Raw genomic sequence first — 18,669 nt, 5'->3', positions numbered from 1 at the left:
CAATGCTCCGAAGCAGGCCGCGCCATGCCGATGACCATCGGCGTGGGGTGCCGTGTCCATGGGGAAAGAAGCGATATGATGCAGTGCATACCAATTGCAGACAAGCTTGATCTGACGGGGGTTTCCATGGTGAAGCGGGGAAGGGTGGGGCATGTCTGAGCTGCGACCGGTGTTTTATGTTTCGGATGGAACCGGTATCACCGCCGAGACCATCGGCCACAGCCTGCTGACCCAGTTCGCCGGCATGCGGTTCCAGACCGACCGCCTGTCCTTCGTCGACGACGAGGAGAAGGCGCGGGACGCCGCCGACCGCATCCGCCGGACGGGGGAACGGCTCGGCGCGCGCCCGATCGTGGTGAGTTCCTGCGTGGATCCCGGATTGAGCGCCCTGATCGCCGAGAGCGGGGCGCTGATGCTGGACGTGTTTGCCCCCTTCATCGAGCCGCTGGAGCGCGAGTTGGGCGAACAGCGGCAGTCGCGTGTCGGCCAGGCCCACGGCCTGGTGGATTTCGAGACCTACCATCGCCGCATCAATGCGATGAATTTCGCCCTGACGCATGACGACGGCATGGCGGTGAATTACGACGAGGCCGACGTGATCCTGGTGGCGGTATCGCGCGCCGGCAAGACGCCGACCTGCGTCTACCTGGCGCTGCATTACGGCGTGCGTGCTGCGAACTATCCGCTGACCGATGGCGATCTCGAGACCGACCGCTTGCCAGCCCGGTTGCGACCTTACCGGCGCAAGCTGTTCGCCCTGACCATCGACCCCGAGCGCCTGCACCAGATCCGGCAGGAGCGCAGGCCCAACTCGGGCTACGCGAAAATGGAGACCTGCAAGCGCGAAGTCGCGGCGGCGGAAGCGATGTTCCAGGTGGAACGCCTGCCGACCCTCAGTACGACCAACAAGTCGATCGAGGAAATCTCCAGCAAGGTGTTGTCCACGCTGGGCTTGCAGCGCGAAATGTACTGAGTAGCGGAGCCGCGGCGGCAGGCGGTAAAACGGCGCGCCGGGAATCCTTAACTTAGGCCGCATGCGGCAGTACGTCAATGCTGCCGCGACGGGGATTCGCCGTGTAGGATCGGCCCATGTCCCAGGCTCTCGCACGTACTGCGCGCATCCCCCGGTTGGGCCGGTTTGGCTGGCTTATGGCGCTGTACGCGGAGAACCACGCCCGCCTGACGCGCCTGTTTGCACCGGAACACCTGCAGGTGGGGACGTACGTCTCCAGCATCGGCGACGGACTGGACCTGCGGCTGGAGGTCATCGAGACGCACCGCTACACGGTGGAGCTGCGACTGACCTACGACATCTGCGATCCACTGACTGGCGAACCGGACCCCTCCGCGTTCGTCCGCCTGTATCGCGATGCACGCCAGGCTGAAGCGACGCATTGCTATGTGGGCAAGCGCTGGCAGGACGTGATCGGCCTGTACCCGCCGCCGGCGGAGGTGATCAGTCACCGCATGCGCATGAATACCTTTCTCGGCAAATGGCTCGAGTATCTCGGCGAGCAGGGGCATGGCGTCGCCACCCTGCACCCCGTACGGGCCGCACGCGACGTCGCCTGAAGCCGTTGCCTCAGGTGACGCGGACGAAGCGGATCGCGTTGAGCCTGCGCAGACCGTGATGGGCATCGCGCGACAGGTTCATCACGTCGACCGTGCCGAGTGTCTCCAGTTCGAGCAGGCGTTGCGCGACGCCATCGAAGGTCGCGTCGTCCAGTCCCAGTGATCCCGCTGTCCAACGCGTGTCGCGATGGAGTGGCAGTTGCGAGATCAGTTCGTCAGCGAGTGCATCGTGTGTCATGGCTGCGGCTCCGCGAAGGTGGGATCCACTTCGACTACACCAACCCTGCGCGCCCGGCGATGTCGCCACGGCGAGCGCATGGCGCAAGCTTCTACGCCGTCCGGGGTGAGGTTCTTGTAAACGCGGGCGCAAGGGCCCGACAGGCGCCCTTGGAGCAAAAAGAAAGGCCCGGTTTCCCGGGCCTTGAAGAGTTGGCGTCCCCACGGGGATTCGAACCCCGGTCGCTACCGTGAAAGGGTAATGTCCTAGGCCTCTAGACGATGGGGACGCACGAAAGTGTTACCAGATTTTCTTTCCAGACGGCCTATTGTCCGGAAGTTGGTGGAGCCAGGCGGGATCGAACCGCCGACCTCCTGCATGCCATGCAGGCGCTCTCCCAGCTGAGCTATGGCCCCACGTGCTGGCAGGAGCGGAATAATAGCTAGGCTCTTTCCGATGCGCAAGCATTCGTTACGAAAATTTTCACGACTGGCGAATGCGTGGGCATGCGGGTGAAATACGACGCTTGAAGAATGACGGGACCACGCGCAGCGCATGATCGGTTTGTCGGTTAAGGAGTGGGCGGCCTGGGCGCCGGGGCTGGTCGATCAATCGGCATGGTCCGCATGGGCGCGGGCGCCGTGGGTGCCGATGGGCGAGGAGACGCCGGCGTTGTCGGAGGTCCCGGCAATGCAGCGTCGACGGATTGAACGACTGGGTCGCATGGCGATCCAGACCGCCTTCTGGTGTCAGCGAGCCGATGCGGGCGGCGCGCCGCTGGTCTTCGCGTCGCGACACGGCGACGTCGCACGCTCGATGGAGTTGCTCGAGGCGCTGGTGGCGGGGGAGTCGCCATCGCCGACGACGTTCGGCCTGTCCGTGCACAACGCCATCGCCGCGCTGTATTCCATCCTGCGCGGCGAGCGCGGCAACTACGTCGCTACGGCAGGCGGTAAAGCGACCGTCGAAACCGCGTGCATCGAAGCAGCGTCACTGCTCGCCGACGGTGCGCCCGAAGTGCTGCTGGTCATCTATGACGCCCCGTTGCCTGGCGTGTACGCCGGATTCGCGGACGAGCCGGATGCCGGATTCGCCTGGTGCTGGCGTCTTGTGGCGGCTGACGCCGCTCTGCCCACACTGCACCTGGCATGGAAGGCTGATGGTGCGGACGACACCGCCGGCCCCTTGCCACACAGTCTGGACGTGTTGCGCTTCCTGTTGGCCGGCGACGCAATACTCGACTGGCGCGGAGATGGCATTCAGTGGCAGTGGCGACGCGATGCTTGAACGGTTGAGCCACGCGTGGCGGGTCGCGGGAACAGGGCTGAGCTTCCTCGCGTTCGGCGTGGGTGGCCTGTTCCTGGGTGTCTGCATACTTCCGCCGCTGCTGTGGCTGGTGCGCGATCCCGACCGCCGGCGTCGCTGGTCACGCCGTCTCGTGCGGCGCAGCTTTGCCGCGCACGTGGAACTGATGCGCCGGCTGGGAGTGATGACCTACGAAGTCCGGGGTCGTGAGCGGCTGGCGCGTGACGGCCTGCTGGTGCTCGCCAACCACCCCACGTTGATCGACGTCGTCCTGCTGATCTCCCTGCTGCCCAATGCCGACTGCGTGGTGAAGTCGGCGGTCGCGCGCAATCCGTTCATGCGGGGACCGGTCAGGGCCGCGGGTTACGTTTCCAACGATGACGGTGCGGGCCTGGTGGAGGACTGCATCGCGGCGGTCAGGGCGGGCGGCACCCTGGTGATTTTCCCGGAGGGCACGCGGACCACGCCGGGACAGCCCCTGAAGCTCCAGCGCGGCGCGGCGAACATCGCCGTGCGGGGTGCGCTGGACATCACGCCGGTGCGGATCACGTGCACGCCGCTGACGCTTGGGAAAGGGGAGAAGTGGTATCGTGTGCCGCCGGTGCGATTCCATATGGTGATCGATGTTCAGGAAGACCTGCCGATCGCCCCATTCCTGAATGGAATGGAGGGGGCGGATCCATCGGCAGGGGGAGAAGCGCTGGCAGCCCGGCGACTCACGGAACATCTGGCCATTTACTTTGCGGGAGATCCATCGCGTGCAGGCACTTGAGCACGAGATCAAGGAATTGATCATTTCGTCGCTGTCGCTGGAAGACATCACGCCCGACGACATCGATACCAGCGCGCCGCTGTTCGTCGAAGGACTGGGGTTGGACTCGATCGACGCCCTCGAACTGGGACTGGCGCTGCAGAAGCGCTACGGCGTCGCACTCTCCGCAGACTCGCAGGAAACCCGCCGGCATTTCGCCAGCGTGCGTGCCCTGGCGGATTTTGTCGCCTCGCAGGGCAAGGCCTGAGCAGGGACGGGCAGGACTGGCAAGATGACCAAGAACGAACTTTTCGACCGGATCGTCACGATCCTGCATGACAGCTTCGAGATCGATCCTGCGAGGATCACGCCCGAGGCCAAGCTCTACGACGATCTCGACATCGACAGCATCGATGCAGTGGATCTGATCGTCCAACTCAAGCCGCTGCTGGGGCGGAGCCTCCAGCCGGACGCGTTCAAGTCGGTGCGCACGGTGCAGGACATCGTGGACGTGCTGTACGGACTGATCCGCGACGAAGCCGCCTGACGCAGGTCGCCCCGTGTCCCGGATAGGCGCGGCCATCTTCGTGGTGCTGTCGGTGGCATACCCGCTGGTGGTGTACTGGGCCATGGGCCGTTTCGAGCCCCGCTGGCTGGCGGTGCTCCTGCTCGTGCTCGCCTTGCTGCGTGCGGCCGCCACGCGACAGGCCGTCTGGCTGGCCGCAGCCGCCGGGGCCGCCCTGCTCGCCACGCTGGCGACGGTGTTCAACGAAGCCTTGCCGCTGAAGCTGTATCCCGCGTTGGTCAACGCGGTGCTGCTCGTCGTGTTCGCTACCAGCCTCGTCTTTCCGCCCTCGGCCGTGGAGCGCATCGCCCGGCTCACCGAGCCGGACCTGCCGCCGGAAGGCGTGGCCTACACGCGACGGGTGACCCAGGTGTGGTGCGTGTTCTTCGTCTTCAATGGCACGCTGGCGCTGGTCACGGCCTTGTGGATGTCCGACGGCGCATGGGCGCTGTACAACGGATTGATCGCCTACGTGTTGATCGGCGTGCTTTTCAGTATCGAGTGGCTGGTGCGGCGGCGCGTGCGCGCAAGGCATTCGCATGGCTGAGTGGCGTACGCTCTTCGACGTGGCCGTGCGACCAGTGCCGGGGCGCGTGTTTGCGCGCGTCGCAGGTGGCAGCATCGATCACGCCGCGTTCCAGCGCGACGCCCAGCGCTGGCATGCCGCGTTCGACGCGCTGCCGGGCACCACGTTCGCACTGCATTTCGACGACGCCACGCGTTTCGCGTCGGCGCTGTTCGGTGCTTGGCACGCAGGCAAGACCGTCGTGCTGCCGGGTGACGCATTGCCGGGAACGCTGGCGCGGCTGCAGTCGCGCGTGGACGGGTTCGCAGGCGATTGGCCTGGCGTGTCCGCTATCCGTGAAAGCGAGGTCGGCGATGCGCTGCTTACGCCCCTGGATCCGGAAGCGACGCGGCTGGTGGTGTTCACTTCGGGCAGCACGGGTGAGCCCGTAGCGATCGAAAAGCGCCTGCGCCAGCTTGATGCCGAAGCGCGCTCACTGGAGTCCGCCCTCGGTGCCGGGCTGGGCGATGTCGCGATCCATGGCACGGTGTCGCACCAGCACATCTACGGCCTGCTGTTCCGGGTGCTGTGGCCGTTGGCGGCGGGGCGGGCGATCGTGCCGCGGGCATTCTTCCCCGAAGATCTGCTGGCGGCGATGGAAGGACACGAGACGGTGCTGGTCGCGAGTCCCGCGCACCTGAAGCGCCTCCCGGCGCAGCTCGGTTGGCCCTCCGTGCACGGCCGCCTGCGGGCGGTCTTCTCGTCGGGCGGTGCGCTGCCCGCGGAAGCCGCGCACGACGTGGCGCGGCTGCTCGGTGTGCCGCCGGTCGAGATCCTGGGCAGCAGCGAGACCGGTGGCATCGCCTGGCGTCGCTGGGACGAAGAACAGCCTGCCTGGCGGCCGCTGCCGGGCGTCGAATGGCAACTGGCAGAAGGCGTGCTCGAAGTCCGTTCGCTGCATCTGGCCGAGCCGGCCTGGTGGCGCAGCCAGGATCGTGCGGAGGTTGACGGTACTGGCGGCTTCCGCCTGCTGGGGCGTGCCGATCGCATCGTGAAGGTGGAAGAGCGTCGCGTGTCGCTGGATGCGCTGGAACGTCAGATCCAGACCCATCCTTCGGTCCGTGAAGCGCGCGTGCTTCTGCTGGGCGGTCAGCGTGCCGTGCTGGTCGCCGTGGTGGTGTTGGATCCGGACGCTCGCGTTCCCGACGATGCGTCCGGTCGCCGGGCATTGGCAAACACGCTGACACGCCATCTCGCGGATACGCAGGATGCGGTCGCCCGGCCACGGCGCTGGCGGTTCGTGTCGGCACTGCCGACGAACGCCCAGGGCAAGGTGACCGAAGCCGCGCTGACAGCGCTGTTCCGTCCCGAGCGTCCGCCTGCCCACTGGACGCTGCGCGAACCCACGCATGCGCGGGTCGAGTTGCCGCTCGATGCATCGCTGGCCGTGTTCGAAGGCCACTTCACCCAGGCCGCCATCCTGCCCGGCGTCGCCCAGCTCGACTGGGCCGTGCAACTGGCGCGAGAGGTATTCCCGTTGCCGGCGACCTTCCTCCGCATGGAGGCGTTGAAGTTCCAGCGGGTCGCGCGGCCCGGCGACCGGATCCGATTGGACCTGGAATGGCTGGCCGATCGCAGCACGCTGGTGTTCCGCTACGAGTCGGAACATGGCCCGCATGCCAGTGGCCGTGTGGTGTTCGCCGATGGGGAATGACGCCATGGCCCCGGCGAACGATTTCCGTCCGCTCGTGGTGATCCCGGTCTTCGACCACGAGCACGCCATCGCGACCATGGTGGATGGCGTGCGTGCGTCGGGAGTGCCGTGCCTGCTGGTCGACGACGGTTCCGGTGAATCCTGTTCACGCGAGCTCGACCGTTTGGCGGCGCTGCATGCGTCCGGCGTGACGCTGCTGCGCCTGCCGGTGAACCAGGGCAAAGGTGGGGCGGTGCTGGCGGGATTCCGTGAGGCGGGCAGGGCGGGTTACACCCATGTGCTGCAGATCGATGCCGACGGCCAGCACGATGCCCGCGACATCCCCGGGTTCCTCGAAGAAGCGCGCGTGCACCCGGATGCCGTCATCTGTGGCGTGCCGCTGTACGACGCCAGCGTGCCGAAGGGCCGGCTCTACGGCCGCTACCTGACCCACGTCTGGGTCTGGATCAATACGTTGTCGTTCACGATCCGCGATTCCATGTGCGGCTTTCGCGTCTACCCGCTGCCGCCGGTGTTGCGCCTGATGGATGAAGAGACCATCGGTCGCCGGATGGATTTCGACGTCGAGGTGTTGGTGCGACTGTTCTGGCGGGGTATCACTGTGCGCAGCCGGCCGACGCGCGTGACGTATCCGCTGGACGGCGTCTCCCACTTCGACGTCTGGCGCGACAACGTGCGCATCAGCCGCATGCACACGCGCCTGTTCTTCGGCATGGTCCTGCGCCTGCCGCGCCTGCTGGCGCGCAAGTTCGAGGGCGGCCGCGCGTGAGCGATCGTTCGCACCACTGGGCCGATATCGGCGAATCCACGTCCGTGCGCGGCATCCTGCTGTTGTGCTTCGTGCATCGCTGGCTGGGCCGTTGGCCGTTCCGGGTCTGCGTGTATCCGGTGGTGTTCGTGCACTGGCTGCTCAACGGCACGGCGCGTCGTGCGTCGCGCCAGTACCTGGCGCGCGTGCATGCCCATCTCGGCGTGCCGGCGCGTCGGCCGGGCGCGCTGCAGAGCCTGTACCACTTCGCGGTGTTCGCCGAGACGTTGCTGGACAAGATCCTGGCGCTCGGGCAGCGCTATCCCGTGGACAAGGTCACCATGGAGCGCCAGGGCGTGCTAGCGCGCGTGAGGGCGGGCGAGGGCGGCTTGCTGATCACCGCGCACCTGGGCTGCCTGGAGCTGTGCCAGGTGATGGCCGACCAGGTACCGGGCTTCCGCCTGACCGCGCTCGTCCACACGGCGCATGCCGAACGCTTCAACCGGCTGATCCGGCGCCTGGATGCCGGCAGCCGCGTCGAGCTGCTGCAGGTCACCGACCTGGGTCCCGCCGACGCGGTGAAGCTGGCCGAACGCGTTGCGCGGGGCGAGTTCGTCGCCATCGCCGGCGACCGCGTGCCGGTGCGGGGAGGGCGGGCAGTGAAAGCCTCCTTCCTTGGTCATGACGCGCCATTTCCGATCGGCGCCTACGTGCTGGGCGCTGCGCTGCGCTGTCCGGTCTTCACGATGGCCTGTACCCACGTCGGAGACGGTTATCGCGTGCGCTTCGAGTCGTTCGCCGAACGGATCGAACTGCCGCGCGGATCGCGCGATGAGGCGCTGGCGCGCTACGCTGCGCAGTTCGCGGCATGGATGGAACGGCAGGTCCGCGAATCGCCGTACGACTGGTTCAATTTCTACCCCTTCTGGGATCAGGTAACGCATGACGCCCGCCATGAATGAAACCGCCACGCCCGTGTTTGGCGAGGCTCCGCTGCGCATCGAGGACGTGGTGGCGCTGTCGCACCGCCGTGTGTCCGCCGGGTTGTCGACCGCACCGGCCTTCCGCGCGCGCATCGCCAAGGGCGCCGATTTCCTGGATCGCCTGCTGCACGAGGAAGGCGTCATCTACGGCGTCACCACCGGATACGGCGATTCCTGCACGGTAAATATCCCGCCGGCGCTGGTCGCCGAGCTGCCGCACCATCTGTACACCTACCATGGGTGTGGACTGGGACGTTTCCTGGATGCGACCGAGACCCGTGCCGTCCTCGCCGCGCGGCTCGCTTCGCTGGTGCGCGGCATGTCCGGTGTCAGCCTGCCGTTGCTGGAAGGGCTGGAGGGTCTGCTGCGCCATGACGTTCTGCCGCTGATTCCGGCGGAAGGCTCGGTCGGTGCCAGTGGCGACCTGACGCCGCTGTCCTACGTTGCGGCCGTGCTGTGCGGCGAACGCGAGGTGCTGCATGACGGCCGCATCCGGCCCGCGGCGGAAGCGCTCGCCGAGATCGGCCAGGCGCCGCTGAAACTGCGCCCCAAGGAAGGTCTGGCGATCATGAACGGCACCGCGGTGATGACCGCGCTGGCCTGCCTGGCCTTCGACCGCGCCGAGTACGTCTCGCGTCTGGCCACCCGACTGACCGCGTTCAACGTGCTGGCCAGCAACGGCAACGCCCACCACTTCGATGCCGTGCTGTTCGCCGCGAAACCGCATCCGGGCCAGGCGCGCGTCGCGCAGCGCCTGCGCGAGGACCTGCACAGCGATCGTCCGCCGCGCAACGAACAGCGCCTGCAGGATCGCTACTCGCTGCGCTGCGCACCGCATGTCATCGGCGTGCTGGAAGATGCGCTGCCGTTCCTGCGCCAGCTGATCGAGACCGAACTCAACAGCGCCAACGACAACCCGCTGATCGATCCGGAACGCGAGCAGATCCTGCACGGCGGGCACTTCTACGGTGGCCACATCGCCTTTGCGATGGATGCGTTGAAGAACACGGTCGCCAATGTCGCCGACCTGCTGGACCGCCAGTTGGCCCTGATCGTCGATGCCCGTTACAACCATGGCTTGCCAGCCAACCTGTCCGGCGCTACCGGGCCGCGCGCGGCGATCAACCACGGTTTGAAGGCGTTGCAGATCAGTGTGTCGGCGTGGACCGCGGAAGCGCTGAAGCTGACCATGCCGGCATCGGTGTTCTCGCGCTCCACCGAATGCCACAACCAGGACAAGGTCAGCATGGGCACGATCGCCGCGCGCGATTGTCTGCGCGTGCTCGAGCTTACCGAACAGGTGGTCGCGGCCATGCTGATCGCTGCCCGCCAGGCCGTGGGCCTGCGCCAGCGCGTGGGACTGCAATCGACCCTGGGCGAAGGCCCGGCCGCGATGTACGAAGATCTGTGCGAACGGATCGCCCTGGTCGAGGAGGATCGCGCCCTGGATGGCGAACTCCGCCAACTGGTGACGGACATCCGCGACGCGCGTTGGAACGTCTATGCCGGCTGAGCTTCGCGATGACCTGTGCATCGAAGTGGCGCTGGCACCGGCGTTCCACGACTGCGACGCCATGCAGGTGGTCTGGCACGGGCACTACTTCAAGTATCTCGAAATCGCCCGCTGCGCGTTGCTGCAGCGCTTCGACTACGACTACCCGCAGATGCAGGCCTCGGGCTACATGTGGCCCATCGTCGATACACGGGTGAAATACATCCGGCCGTTGCGCTATGCGCAGCCGTTGCGCGTGTCGGCACGCATCACCGAATGGGAGAACCGGCTGAAGATGGAGTACGAGATCCGCGATGCCACCACCGGCGAGGTCCTGACGCGTGCGCATACGCTGCAGGTCGCGGTCGACGCGGCTTCAGGCGAGATGCTGTATCTGTGCCCGCCCGTCCTGTGGGAACGCCTGGGAGTCCCCGCGCCATGACGTTGCGCCGCATGCTGGTTCCCGTCCTGCTTGTTCTGGCACTGGCATCTGCACCGGTTGCCCGCCCTGCCTTCGCGGCCGACCCGCTGGCGCAGGTGGGCACGCAGGTCGCGCAGGTGCCGTTGCTGCGAGGCAACTTCTCCCAGGAGAAGCAGGTGGCGGGCTTCCGCAACCCGCTGCGTTCGAACGGCCGCTTCGTCCTGGCACGCGAGAAGGGCGTCATCTGGTCCACCGTCGCGCCGTTCCCGTCCGAGATCGTCATCACCCGCGACCGCATTGTCAGCCGGCAGCGCGACGGCACGGCACGCGTGGAAGTGGATGGGCGCCAACAGCCGGCACTGCGCACCGTGAACGCGATGATGTTCGCCCTGATGAGCGGCGACCTGAAGGCGTTGACAACGACCTTCGACGTGAAGGGCGAGCCCGCCGACGGGAAGGGCTGGCGGATGACGCTGTCGCCGCGCTCACGCCAGTTGGCGCAGGCGTTCACGTCGGTGCGCCTGGCAGGCGATCGCTACGTACGCGAGGTGGAACTGCGGGAAGCCAATGGCGATGTCACCCGGTTGCGTTTCGAGGGGATGAGCGAAACGCCCACGGCACTGACGCGCGACGAGGCGGCCCGGTTTGACTGAGTCGGCAACACCGGACGAACCGGAACGCAGGCTGCGCGGTTGGCGCTGGCTGGCGCTGGCGTGGTTGCTGGTGCTGGCGGGCGTGGCCTGGCATCAATGGGGCTTCTGGCAGTCGCCGCGCATCGACAGCGACATCCTCGCCCTGTTGCCGCAGGAAGCCGGCGATCCTGCCGTGGACGATGCGACGCGCCGCATCGCCGGCAACAGTTCGCGCGACGTCGTCGTGATGCTGGGCGCAGAGGACGCGGACGCGGTACTGCGTGCGCGTGATGCCTTCGAGGGCGCCATCCAGGCGTCGGCGCAGCAAGGCGTCGACCTGCTGGTGGCGGAGCGCTCACCGGAAGACTGGTTCTCCCAGGCGCGCGAGGTGCTTGCGCCGCATCGCGACCGCTTGCTGACGCCGGCGCAACGGCAGCACCTCGAACAGACCCCTGCGGATGCTCTTGCGGAATCGGCGCTGGCGGCACTGTACGGGCCGATGGGCGCGCCGCGCCTGACCGAATGGCGCAGCGATCCGCTCGGCCTGTGGCCGCAGTGGTGGCAGGCGCAGGCAACGGCATCCGGCATGGCGCTGGACGGCGACGGCCTGCTGCAGGCCGAAGACCGTCACTGGGCGGTGCTGCAGTTCACCCTGCGGGAATCCGCTTTCAAGCTGGATGGCGAACGCCGGCTGCAGGATCTGCTGGATGCGGCGTCTGCGGCAGCCAAGGCGGTGGCACCGGGCGTGCAGGTGTTGAAGGCGGGTGTGCCGTTGCATGCGGAATCCGCCGCGGTGCAGGCGAACCGCGAAGTCAACACCATCGGCTGGGGCTCGCTGGCGGCCGTGCTGCTGCTGGTATGGCTCGCGTTCCGCTCGTTGCGGCCGCTGCTGCTGGTTGCGCTGTCGTTGCTGGTCGGCTGCGCGGTCGCGCTGACGGTCACGGTGCTGGTGTTCGGCAAGGTCCATCTTCTGACGTTGATCTTCGGTGCGAGCCTGGTCGGCGTGGCGGAGGACTACGGCATCCACTGGTTCGCCTCGCGGCAGGGCGAACCGAAGGCGCGGCGCTGGTCGCTGCTGCGCCATCTGCTGCCCGGCCTGTGGCTGGCGCTGCTGACCAGCGCCATGGCGTATCTGGCGCTGGGGCTGGCGCCGTTTCCGGGACTGCGGCAGATGGCGCTGTTCTCGGTGGTGGGTTTGGCCGCCGCGTTCCTGACGGTGATCTTCGGTTTTCCTTGGCTCGATGGCGGCGAAGTCCGCACGACCGCGTTTTCGCGCTGGCTGGGCGGCACGCTGGCGAGTTGGCCGCGCCTGGCCAACCGTCGTGGCGGGCTGGTGCTCGCGGCCGTCGTACTGCTGGTCGCGGTGCCCGGTCTGATGCAGGTTCGCGGCAACGACGACCTGCGTAGCCTGCAATCCTCGCCGCCAGAACTGATCGCGCAGCAGCGCGACGTGGGACGCCTGCTGGGGATGCCGAGTCCCGCGCAGTTCTACCTGGTGCAGGGGCGCGATGCCGAAGAAGTGCTCCAGCGCGAAGAGCACCTGGTGGCACGCTTGCGCGACGTGGAGGCAAAGGGTCTGGTGGGCGGACATCGGGCGCTCAGCGACTGGCTGCCCTCGCAGCGCCAGCAGGAAAACGATGCGGCGCTGACTGCACGCGCAGAGCGCGAGGTGCTGGCGCGGCTGTCGGTCGCCACCGGCGAGACGCTGGCGCGGGGCGAGTTCGTTCCGCGCTCGCTGACGCTCGATACCTTCCTCGCTTCGCCCGCGGCCCTGCCGGTACGTCACCTCTGGCTGGGCGAGGTGGGGCAGGGGGTGGCCTCGGTGGTGATGGTCAACGACCTGCCCCGTCCGGATGCGCTCGCCACGTTCGCCGCGCAAGCGGACGGCATCGAAGGCGTGCGCTGGATCGACCGCACTGCCGATATTTCACGCCTGCTGCAGCACTACCGACGCATGATGACGGGCCTGCTGCTGGCAGGCGTGGTGGTCGTGTTTGGCGTGCTCGCCGTCCGCTATCGCGGGCAGGCCTGGCGCGTGATCACACCGACGCTGCTGGCCGGTGTGCTGACCGTGGCGCTGCTGGGCTGGCTGGGCCAGCCGCTGCAGTTGTTCAACGTGCTGGCGCTGATGCTGCTGCTGGGCATGGGCATCGACTACGGCATCTTCCTGGTCGAGCACCGGGGCGATGCCAGTGCATGGCTGGCGGTCTGCGTCGGTGCGGCCAGCACCTGGCTGTCGTTCGGCTTGCTGGGCCTGTCGGCGACGCCTGCGCTGCGTGCCTTCGGCCTGACCCTGTTGTTCGGCATCGGCCTGGTCTGGCTGCTGTCCCCCTTGTTCCGGCCTCCACCGGATCATTCCCCCACGAACGGAAACACCGTTGCATGAAGACGGAACGCACTGAAATCCTGATCATCGGCGCCGGCCCGGCCGGCTCCGTCGCCGCTGCGATGCTGCGCCAGCAGGGCCGCAAGGTCCTGATCGTCGAACGCGAGCAGTTCCCGCGTTTCTCCATCGGCGAGAGCCTGCTGCCGCAGAGCATGGAGTACATCCAGGCTGCAGGGTTGCTGCAGGATGTGGTTGAAGCGGGTTTCCAGTACAAGAACGGCGCCGCGTTCGTGCGTGGCGAGCGCACCACCGAGTTCGACTTCCGCGACAAGTTCTCGGAAGGCTGGGGCACCACGTACCAGGTCCAGCGCGCCGACTTCGACCACGTGCTGGCGAAGGGCGCCGAGCGCATGGGTGCCGAGGTGCGCTACCGGCATGAAGTGCTGTCCGCCGAACCCGGCGAGACGCCGCGCGTGACCGTGCGTTCGCCCGAGGGCGAGACGTATGCCATCGAAGCGGATTTCATGCTCGATGCGAGCGGCTTCGGACGCCTGCTGCCCCGCCTGCTGAAGCTGGAGTCGCCCTCCAACTTCCCGGTGCGCGGCGCCATCTTCACCCACGTGCGCGACCATATTCCGGTCGACGCCGGCTTCGACCGCAACAAGATCCTGATCACCACGCATCCGGAACATGTCGACGTCTGGTACTGGACGATCCCGTTCTCCAACGGCTGCTGTTCGCTGGGCGTCGTGGCGGAGCAGTCCTTCCTCGATCGCTACACCGGCACCGAGCTGGAGCGCCTGCAGGCCATCGTCGGCGAAGACCCGAACCTGACGCGATTGCTGAAGAACGCCGAGTGGGCGGTGCTGCCCGTGCGGCAGATCACCGGCTACTCCGCCAACGTGCGCTCGTTGTGGGGCCCGGGTTACGCACTGCTCGGCAATGCGGGCGAGTTCCTCGATCCGGTGTTTTCTTCAGGCGTCACCATCGCGTTCAAGTCGGCACAGCTGGCCAGCGAGTGCCTGCGGCGTCACTACGCCGGCGAGACGGTGGATTGGGAAGCCGACTTTGCCGAGCCGCTGCGCGGCGGCGTGCAGACGTTCCGCCGTTTCGTGGAGTCGTGGTACGCCGGCGGCTTCCAGAAGATCATCTTCCACCCCGATCCCCAGCCTGATATCCGTCGGATGATCTGCTCGATCCTCGCTGGCTACGCCTGGGACAAGAAGAATCCGTACGTTGCAGAAACGCAGCGCCGTCTGCAGGTGCTGGAGCAGCTGTGCAGCGGCTGATCGTCCTGCTGCTGGTTGTGCTGCTGACCGCCTGCGCGTCGACCGCCACGCGAACGCCCGGTATCGTGTTGCCGCCGTTGCGGCTGGCGCCCGCGGCGCTGGGACAGGACCTGGCCGTGCAGCAGCGCCTGGTGTTCCGTTTCGGATCGCACGTGCGCGAGCTGGATGCGTTGCTGGAAGTCGATGCGCAGGCGGTCCGGCTGGCGGTGCAGGCCATGGGTCGTACCGGCGTCACCCTGCAATGGGACGGCACGCAGCTGTCCGAGCAGCGTGCCGCCTGGCTGCCGGCGGCCGTGCGCAGCGAACGCGTGCTGGACGACGTGCAGTTCAGTCTGTGGCCGGCGGAAGCCGTGCGTGCCGCGCTGCCACCGGGCTGGACGCTCGCCGAGCGTGACCAGACGCGCGAACTCAGCCACGACGGCCGTGTCTGGCTGGTGCGCGAGCGCGTGAATGCGACCACGCTGCAGGTTCGCAACCTGGCCGATGGCTATGATCTGACGATCGAATCGGTGGCCGGCGGAGACGTGCTTCCTTGAACGGCGCCGCCATCTTCCTGAACGATCTGGGCATCGTGTGCGCGCTCGGCGCGGACAAGGTCGCCGTGCGCGACGCGCTGTTCCGTGATGACGCGCCCATCGGCGTGACGCCGGACGACGCGCTGATCGCTGGCCAGCGGCTGGCGTTGGGCAGGGTGGCAGCAGCGTTGCTCCCGCTCGACCATCATCCCGTGCAGCTGCGCGGTCGCAACAATGCATTGCTGCGCGCTGCCTATCTGCAGATCCATGATCGCGTGCAGCAGGCCATCGAGCGCTATGGGCCCACACGCGTGGCCGTGGTGGTGGGCACCAGTACGTCCGGCATCGGTGAGGCGGAGCAGGCGCTGGCGCACTTTCGCGCGCAAGGCGAGTGGCCGACCGGCTTCCATTACGTCCAGCAGGAGATCGGTGCGCCCTCGCGGTTCCTTGCCGCGGAAGCGGGTGTGCGTGGACCGGCGTGGACACTCTCCACCGCCTGTTCGTCCAGCGCGAAGGCGATGGCATCGGCCGCGCGCCTGTTGCGTGCGGGCATCGTGGACGCGGTGATCGCCGGCGGTGCGGACTCGCTGTGCGAATTCACCGTGCGTGGCTTCATGGCGCTGGAGTCGGTCTCGATCGAGCGCTGCAATCCGTTTTCGCAACATCGCCATGGCATCAACATCGGTGAAGGCGCGGCGCTGTTCCTAATGACGCGCGAACCGGGGCCGGTGCGCCTGGCGGGGTGGGGCGAAACCTCCGATGCCCACCACATCTCCGCCCCGGAGCCGACCGGGGCGGGCGCCATCGATGCGATCGACCAGGCGCTGGCAAGGGCGCAGCTGTCGCCGTCGCAGATCGACTACGTGAACCTGCACGGCACGGCCACACCGCAGAACGATGCCATGGAGAGCCGCGCGGTCGCGCAGGCGCTGGGCAATGACGTGCCGGTCAGTTCAACCAAGCCACTGACGGGCCACACGCTGGGCGCTGCAGGGGCGATCGAGGCCGGCCTGTGCTGGTTGACCATGGTGGACAATCCCGGCCATCGGCTGCCGCCGCACTGGTGGGATGGCGTGGCGGATGCATCGCTGCCACCGCTGGCGTTCGTCGCGCCGGGCGAGCGCGCATCGGGCCCGATGAAGCATGTGTTGAGCCAGTCGTTCGCGTTCGGTGGCAGCAACGCCGTGCTGGTGTTCGGAGGGGAATGATGCGCGAGCTTTACGACATCGAGCGCGTGGTTCCGCATCGGGGGACGATGCGGCTGGTCGACCGCCTGCTGGCCTGGGACGAGGACACCGTGACGGTCGAGCTGCGCGTGCCCGAAGAGGGCCCCTTCAGTCACGCCGAGGGCGTGCCCGCCTGGGTGGGCGTGGAGTACATGGCCCAGACCATCGCCGCCTGGGCCGGCTGCCACGCGCGCCGCGCAGGACGTGAGCCTTCGATCGGCTTCCTGCTGGGTACGCGCCGTTACGAGAGCCGGGTGTCGTGGTTCCCGGCCGGGACGCTGCTCCGGGTGGAGGCGCGGCGCGAGCTGCTGGGCGACAATGGGCTGGGAATGTTCGGCTGCCGGATCCTGGGGGACGGCGAAGAACTGGCAACCGCCAACGTCTCGGTGTTCGAACCACCGGATGCGATGGCCTATCTGGAGAGTGCGCAGTAATGAGGGGAGAGACAACAGTCCTGGTCACCGGGGGGAGCCGGGGCATCGGTCGCGCGATCGCGCTGCGGCTGGCGCAGGATGGATTCGACGTGGTCGTGCATTGCCGCAGCCGGGTGGAGGAAGCCGAGGCCGTCGCGGCGCAGGTCCGCGCGCTTGGGCGCGAGGCCCGCGTGCTGGCCTTCGATGTCGCCGATCGGGCGGCGGCGGCACAGGCGCTGGAGGCCGACATTGCCGAGCATGGCACCTATTACGGCGTGGTCTGCAACGCGGGCATCGCGCGCGACACCGCGTTTCCCGCGATGAGCGGCGAGGACTGGGATGCGGTGCTGGACACCAACCTCGACGGTTTCTACAACATCCTCAATCCGCTGGTGATGCCGCTGGTGCGCCGGCGCAAGCCCGGCCGCATCGTCACGCTGTCGTCAGTGTCCGGCCTGGTCGGCAATCGCGGGCAGGTCAACTACAGTGCGGCCAAGGCCGGCATCATCGGTGCGACCAAGGCGCTGGCACTGGAACTGGCGAGCCGCGAGATCACCGTGAATTGCGTGGCGCCGGGGCTGATCGATACCGAGATGGTCAGTGGCGAAGTGGTCGACGAGGCGCTCAAGATGATTCCCATGAAGCGCGTCGGCAAGCCCGATGAAGTGGCGGCCGTGGTGGCGTTCCTGATGTCGCCGCAAGCCTCGTATGTCACTCGCCAGGTGATTTCGGTGAACGGGGGGCTGGTCGGATGAGTCGCAGCGATCGACGCGTGGTGGTGACCGGTGCGGGTGCGATCAGCCCGTTGGGACACGACTGGAACAGCGTGCACCTGCGCCTGCGGGAGTGCCGCAATGCCGTGCGCCACATGGAGGAGTGGGACAAGTTCGAAGGACTGAACACGCGGCTGGCTGCGCCCGCCGAACCCTTCGAGCTGCCCGCGCATTACAACCGCAAGACCACGCGCAGCATGGGACGCGTGGCGGTGATGGCGGTACGCGCCACCGAACTGGCGCTGGAACAGGCGGGCCTGCTGGGGCACCCGGTGCTGAAGAGCGGCAAGGTCGGCGTGTCGTACGGCTCGTCGGCCGGCAGCCACGAGGCCATCGGCGACTTCGGTCGCATGCTCAACGCGCACACGACCGAAGGCATCAACGCCACCACCTATCTGAAAATGATGAGCCACACCGCGCCGGTGAACATCGGCGTGTTCTTCGGCCTGACCGGACGCGTCTACACGACGTCCAGCGCCTGCACGTCGGGCAGCCAGGGCGTCGGCTCGGCCTACGAGGCGATCCGCACAGGCAAGCAGCTGGCGATGCTCGCCGGCGGTGCCGAGCAGTTGGATGCGACGGCGGCGGCGGTGTTCGACACGCTGTTCGCCACCAGCGTGCGCAACCATGAGCCGGAAAGCACGCCGCGCCCGTTCGATGCGAACCGCGACGGGCTGGTGCTGGGCGAGGGCGCCTGCACGCTGGTGCTGGAGGAACTGGAGCATGCGCTGGCACGCGGCGCGACCATCCTCGGCGAGATCGTCGGCTACGGCACCAACAGCGATGGCCAGCACGTCACCCAGCCCAGCGCGGACACGATGGCGCAGGCGATGCGCCTGGCACTGGAGGATGCCGACCTGGCGCCCGAGGCGATCGGCTACGTCAATGCGCACGGCACGGCGACCGACCACGGCGACATCGCCGAGACGACCGCCACCGCGGCGGTATTCGGCAGCCGCATGCCGATCAGTTCGCTGAAGAGCTACGTGGGCCATACGCTGGGGGCGTGTGGGGCCTACGAGGCATGGATCACGCTGCAGATGATGCGCGAGGGCTGGTTCGCCCCGACGCTGAACCTGGAAACGCGCGATCCGCGCTGCGCCGACCTGGACTACATCACGGGAGAGGGCCGGGAACTTCAGACCGATTACGTGATGAACAACAACTTCGCTTTCGGCGGCATCAATACATCGATCATCTTCAAGCGCTGGTGAGCGGACGG

Annotated in this window: 21 protein-coding genes and 2 tRNA genes; 20 read left to right on the top strand and 3 right to left on the bottom strand. The window is 67.4% G+C overall.

Annotation, left to right across the window (positions count from 1 at the left end; genetic code table 11):
• Positions 1–151 precede the first annotated feature (151 nt).
• Both IB225_RS19760 and IB225_RS19755 read left to right on the top strand, forming a co-directional pair.
• Positions 152–973: a pyruvate, water dikinase regulatory protein gene (locus IB225_RS19760; protein ID WP_192314554.1), complete on the top strand. Its 822-nt coding sequence runs from the start codon at positions 152–154 to the stop codon at positions 971–973.
• 116 nt (positions 974–1,089) lie between these two features.
• Complete coding sequence (locus IB225_RS19755) at positions 1,090–1,572, top strand: DUF1249 domain-containing protein (RefSeq protein WP_192314551.1); 483 nt, start codon at positions 1,090–1,092, stop codon at positions 1,570–1,572.
• Positions 1,573–1,582: 10 nt separating this feature from the next.
• On the opposite strand, the gene IB225_RS19750 is transcribed toward IB225_RS19755, so the two are convergent.
• The 3 genes from IB225_RS19750 to IB225_RS19740 form a co-directional block, all read right to left on the bottom strand.
• The gene (locus IB225_RS19750; RefSeq protein ID WP_192314548.1) at positions 1,583–1,810 is read right to left on the bottom strand and encodes a hypothetical protein; all 228 of its coding nucleotides are present in this window, start codon (positions 1,808–1,810) and stop codon (positions 1,583–1,585) included.
• A 192-nt stretch (positions 1,811–2,002) separates the two neighbouring features.
• A tRNA-Glu gene (locus IB225_RS19745) sits at positions 2,003–2,078 on the bottom strand.
• Between the two features lie 51 nt (positions 2,079–2,129).
• Positions 2,130–2,205, bottom strand: a tRNA-Ala gene (locus IB225_RS19740).
• 139 nt (positions 2,206–2,344) lie between these two features.
• Here IB225_RS19740 and IB225_RS19735 point away from each other — a divergent pair.
• From IB225_RS19735 to IB225_RS19650, 18 genes are read left to right on the top strand one after another with little or no spacing between them, the layout of a single operon-like run.
• Positions 2,345–3,076, top strand: coding sequence for a beta-ketoacyl synthase chain length factor (locus IB225_RS19735; RefSeq protein ID WP_192314546.1), 732 nt, complete (start codon positions 2,345–2,347; stop codon positions 3,074–3,076).
• Positions 3,042–3,866 (top strand): lysophospholipid acyltransferase family protein, encoded by an 825-nt coding sequence (locus IB225_RS19730; protein ID WP_225584146.1) that lies wholly within the window; start codon positions 3,042–3,044, stop codon positions 3,864–3,866. The genes IB225_RS19735 and IB225_RS19730 overlap by 35 nt, the downstream gene beginning before the upstream one ends.
• Entirely contained in the window at positions 3,853–4,113 is a 261-nt protein-coding gene (locus IB225_RS19725) for a phosphopantetheine-binding protein (RefSeq protein WP_192314543.1), read from the top strand. Before IB225_RS19730 ends, IB225_RS19725 begins: the two co-directional genes overlap by 14 nt.
• 24 nt (positions 4,114–4,137) lie before the next feature.
• Positions 4,138–4,392, top strand: coding sequence for an acyl carrier protein (locus IB225_RS19720; RefSeq protein ID WP_192314540.1), 255 nt, complete (start codon positions 4,138–4,140; stop codon positions 4,390–4,392).
• Between the two features lie 13 nt (positions 4,393–4,405).
• Positions 4,406–4,957, top strand: a complete 552-nt coding sequence (locus IB225_RS19715; protein WP_192314537.1) for a hypothetical protein — start codon at positions 4,406–4,408, stop codon at positions 4,955–4,957.
• Complete coding sequence (locus IB225_RS19710; RefSeq protein WP_192314534.1) at positions 4,950–6,629, top strand: AMP-binding protein; 1,680 nt, start codon at positions 4,950–4,952, stop codon at positions 6,627–6,629. Before IB225_RS19715 ends, IB225_RS19710 begins: the two co-directional genes overlap by 8 nt.
• Positions 6,619–7,398, top strand: coding sequence for a glycosyltransferase family 2 protein (locus IB225_RS19705; RefSeq protein WP_225584155.1), 780 nt, complete (start codon positions 6,619–6,621; stop codon positions 7,396–7,398). The genes IB225_RS19710 and IB225_RS19705 overlap by 11 nt, the downstream gene beginning before the upstream one ends.
• Positions 7,395–8,339: an acyltransferase gene (locus IB225_RS19700; RefSeq protein WP_192314528.1), complete on the top strand. Its 945-nt coding sequence runs from the start codon at positions 7,395–7,397 to the stop codon at positions 8,337–8,339. The genes IB225_RS19705 and IB225_RS19700 overlap by 4 nt, the downstream gene beginning before the upstream one ends.
• A complete protein-coding gene (locus tag IB225_RS19695) occupies positions 8,332–9,873 on the top strand; it encodes an aromatic amino acid ammonia-lyase (protein ID WP_192314525.1) in 1,542 nt (513 codons plus the stop codon). Before IB225_RS19700 ends, IB225_RS19695 begins: the two co-directional genes overlap by 8 nt.
• Positions 9,863–10,294: an acyl-CoA thioesterase gene (locus IB225_RS19690; RefSeq protein ID WP_192314523.1), complete on the top strand. Its 432-nt coding sequence runs from the start codon at positions 9,863–9,865 to the stop codon at positions 10,292–10,294. The genes IB225_RS19695 and IB225_RS19690 overlap by 11 nt, the downstream gene beginning before the upstream one ends.
• Positions 10,291–10,926, top strand: a complete 636-nt coding sequence (locus IB225_RS19685; protein ID WP_192314521.1) for an outer membrane lipoprotein carrier protein LolA — start codon at positions 10,291–10,293, stop codon at positions 10,924–10,926. Before IB225_RS19690 ends, IB225_RS19685 begins: the two co-directional genes overlap by 4 nt.
• Positions 10,919–13,291 carry an MMPL family transporter gene (locus IB225_RS19680; protein ID WP_192314517.1) on the top strand — a complete coding sequence of 791 codons (2,373 nt, stop codon included), beginning with the start codon at positions 10,919–10,921 and terminating at the stop codon, positions 13,289–13,291. Before IB225_RS19685 ends, IB225_RS19680 begins: the two co-directional genes overlap by 8 nt.
• Positions 13,288–14,520 (top strand): NAD(P)/FAD-dependent oxidoreductase, encoded by a 1,233-nt coding sequence (locus IB225_RS19675; RefSeq protein WP_192314514.1) that lies wholly within the window; start codon positions 13,288–13,290, stop codon positions 14,518–14,520. The genes IB225_RS19680 and IB225_RS19675 overlap by 4 nt, the downstream gene beginning before the upstream one ends.
• Positions 14,508–15,056: a DUF3261 domain-containing protein gene (locus IB225_RS19670; RefSeq protein WP_192314511.1), complete on the top strand. Its 549-nt coding sequence runs from the start codon at positions 14,508–14,510 to the stop codon at positions 15,054–15,056. The genes IB225_RS19675 and IB225_RS19670 overlap by 13 nt, the downstream gene beginning before the upstream one ends.
• Complete coding sequence (locus IB225_RS19665) at positions 15,053–16,243, top strand: beta-ketoacyl-ACP synthase (protein ID WP_192314508.1); 1,191 nt, start codon at positions 15,053–15,055, stop codon at positions 16,241–16,243. The genes IB225_RS19670 and IB225_RS19665 overlap by 4 nt, the downstream gene beginning before the upstream one ends.
• A complete protein-coding gene (locus IB225_RS19660; protein ID WP_192314505.1) occupies positions 16,243–16,695 on the top strand; it encodes a hotdog family protein in 453 nt (150 codons plus the stop codon). The genes IB225_RS19665 and IB225_RS19660 overlap by 1 nt, the downstream gene beginning before the upstream one ends.
• On the top strand, positions 16,695–17,429 hold the full coding sequence (gene fabG / locus IB225_RS19655) for a 3-oxoacyl-ACP reductase FabG (RefSeq protein WP_192314502.1): 735 nt from the start codon (positions 16,695–16,697) through the stop codon (positions 17,427–17,429). The genes IB225_RS19660 and fabG overlap by 1 nt, the downstream gene beginning before the upstream one ends.
• Positions 17,426–18,661: a beta-ketoacyl-ACP synthase gene (locus tag IB225_RS19650; RefSeq protein WP_192314499.1), complete on the top strand. Its 1,236-nt coding sequence runs from the start codon at positions 17,426–17,428 to the stop codon at positions 18,659–18,661. The genes fabG and IB225_RS19650 overlap by 4 nt, the downstream gene beginning before the upstream one ends.
• Positions 18,662–18,669: the final 8 nt, after the last annotated feature.

The organism is Pseudoxanthomonas sp. PXM02 (assembly GCF_014851805.1).
Taxonomy (GTDB): Bacteria; Pseudomonadota; Gammaproteobacteria; order Xanthomonadales; family Xanthomonadaceae; genus Pseudoxanthomonas_A.
This window is presented reverse-complemented; position numbering and strand designations above follow the sequence as displayed.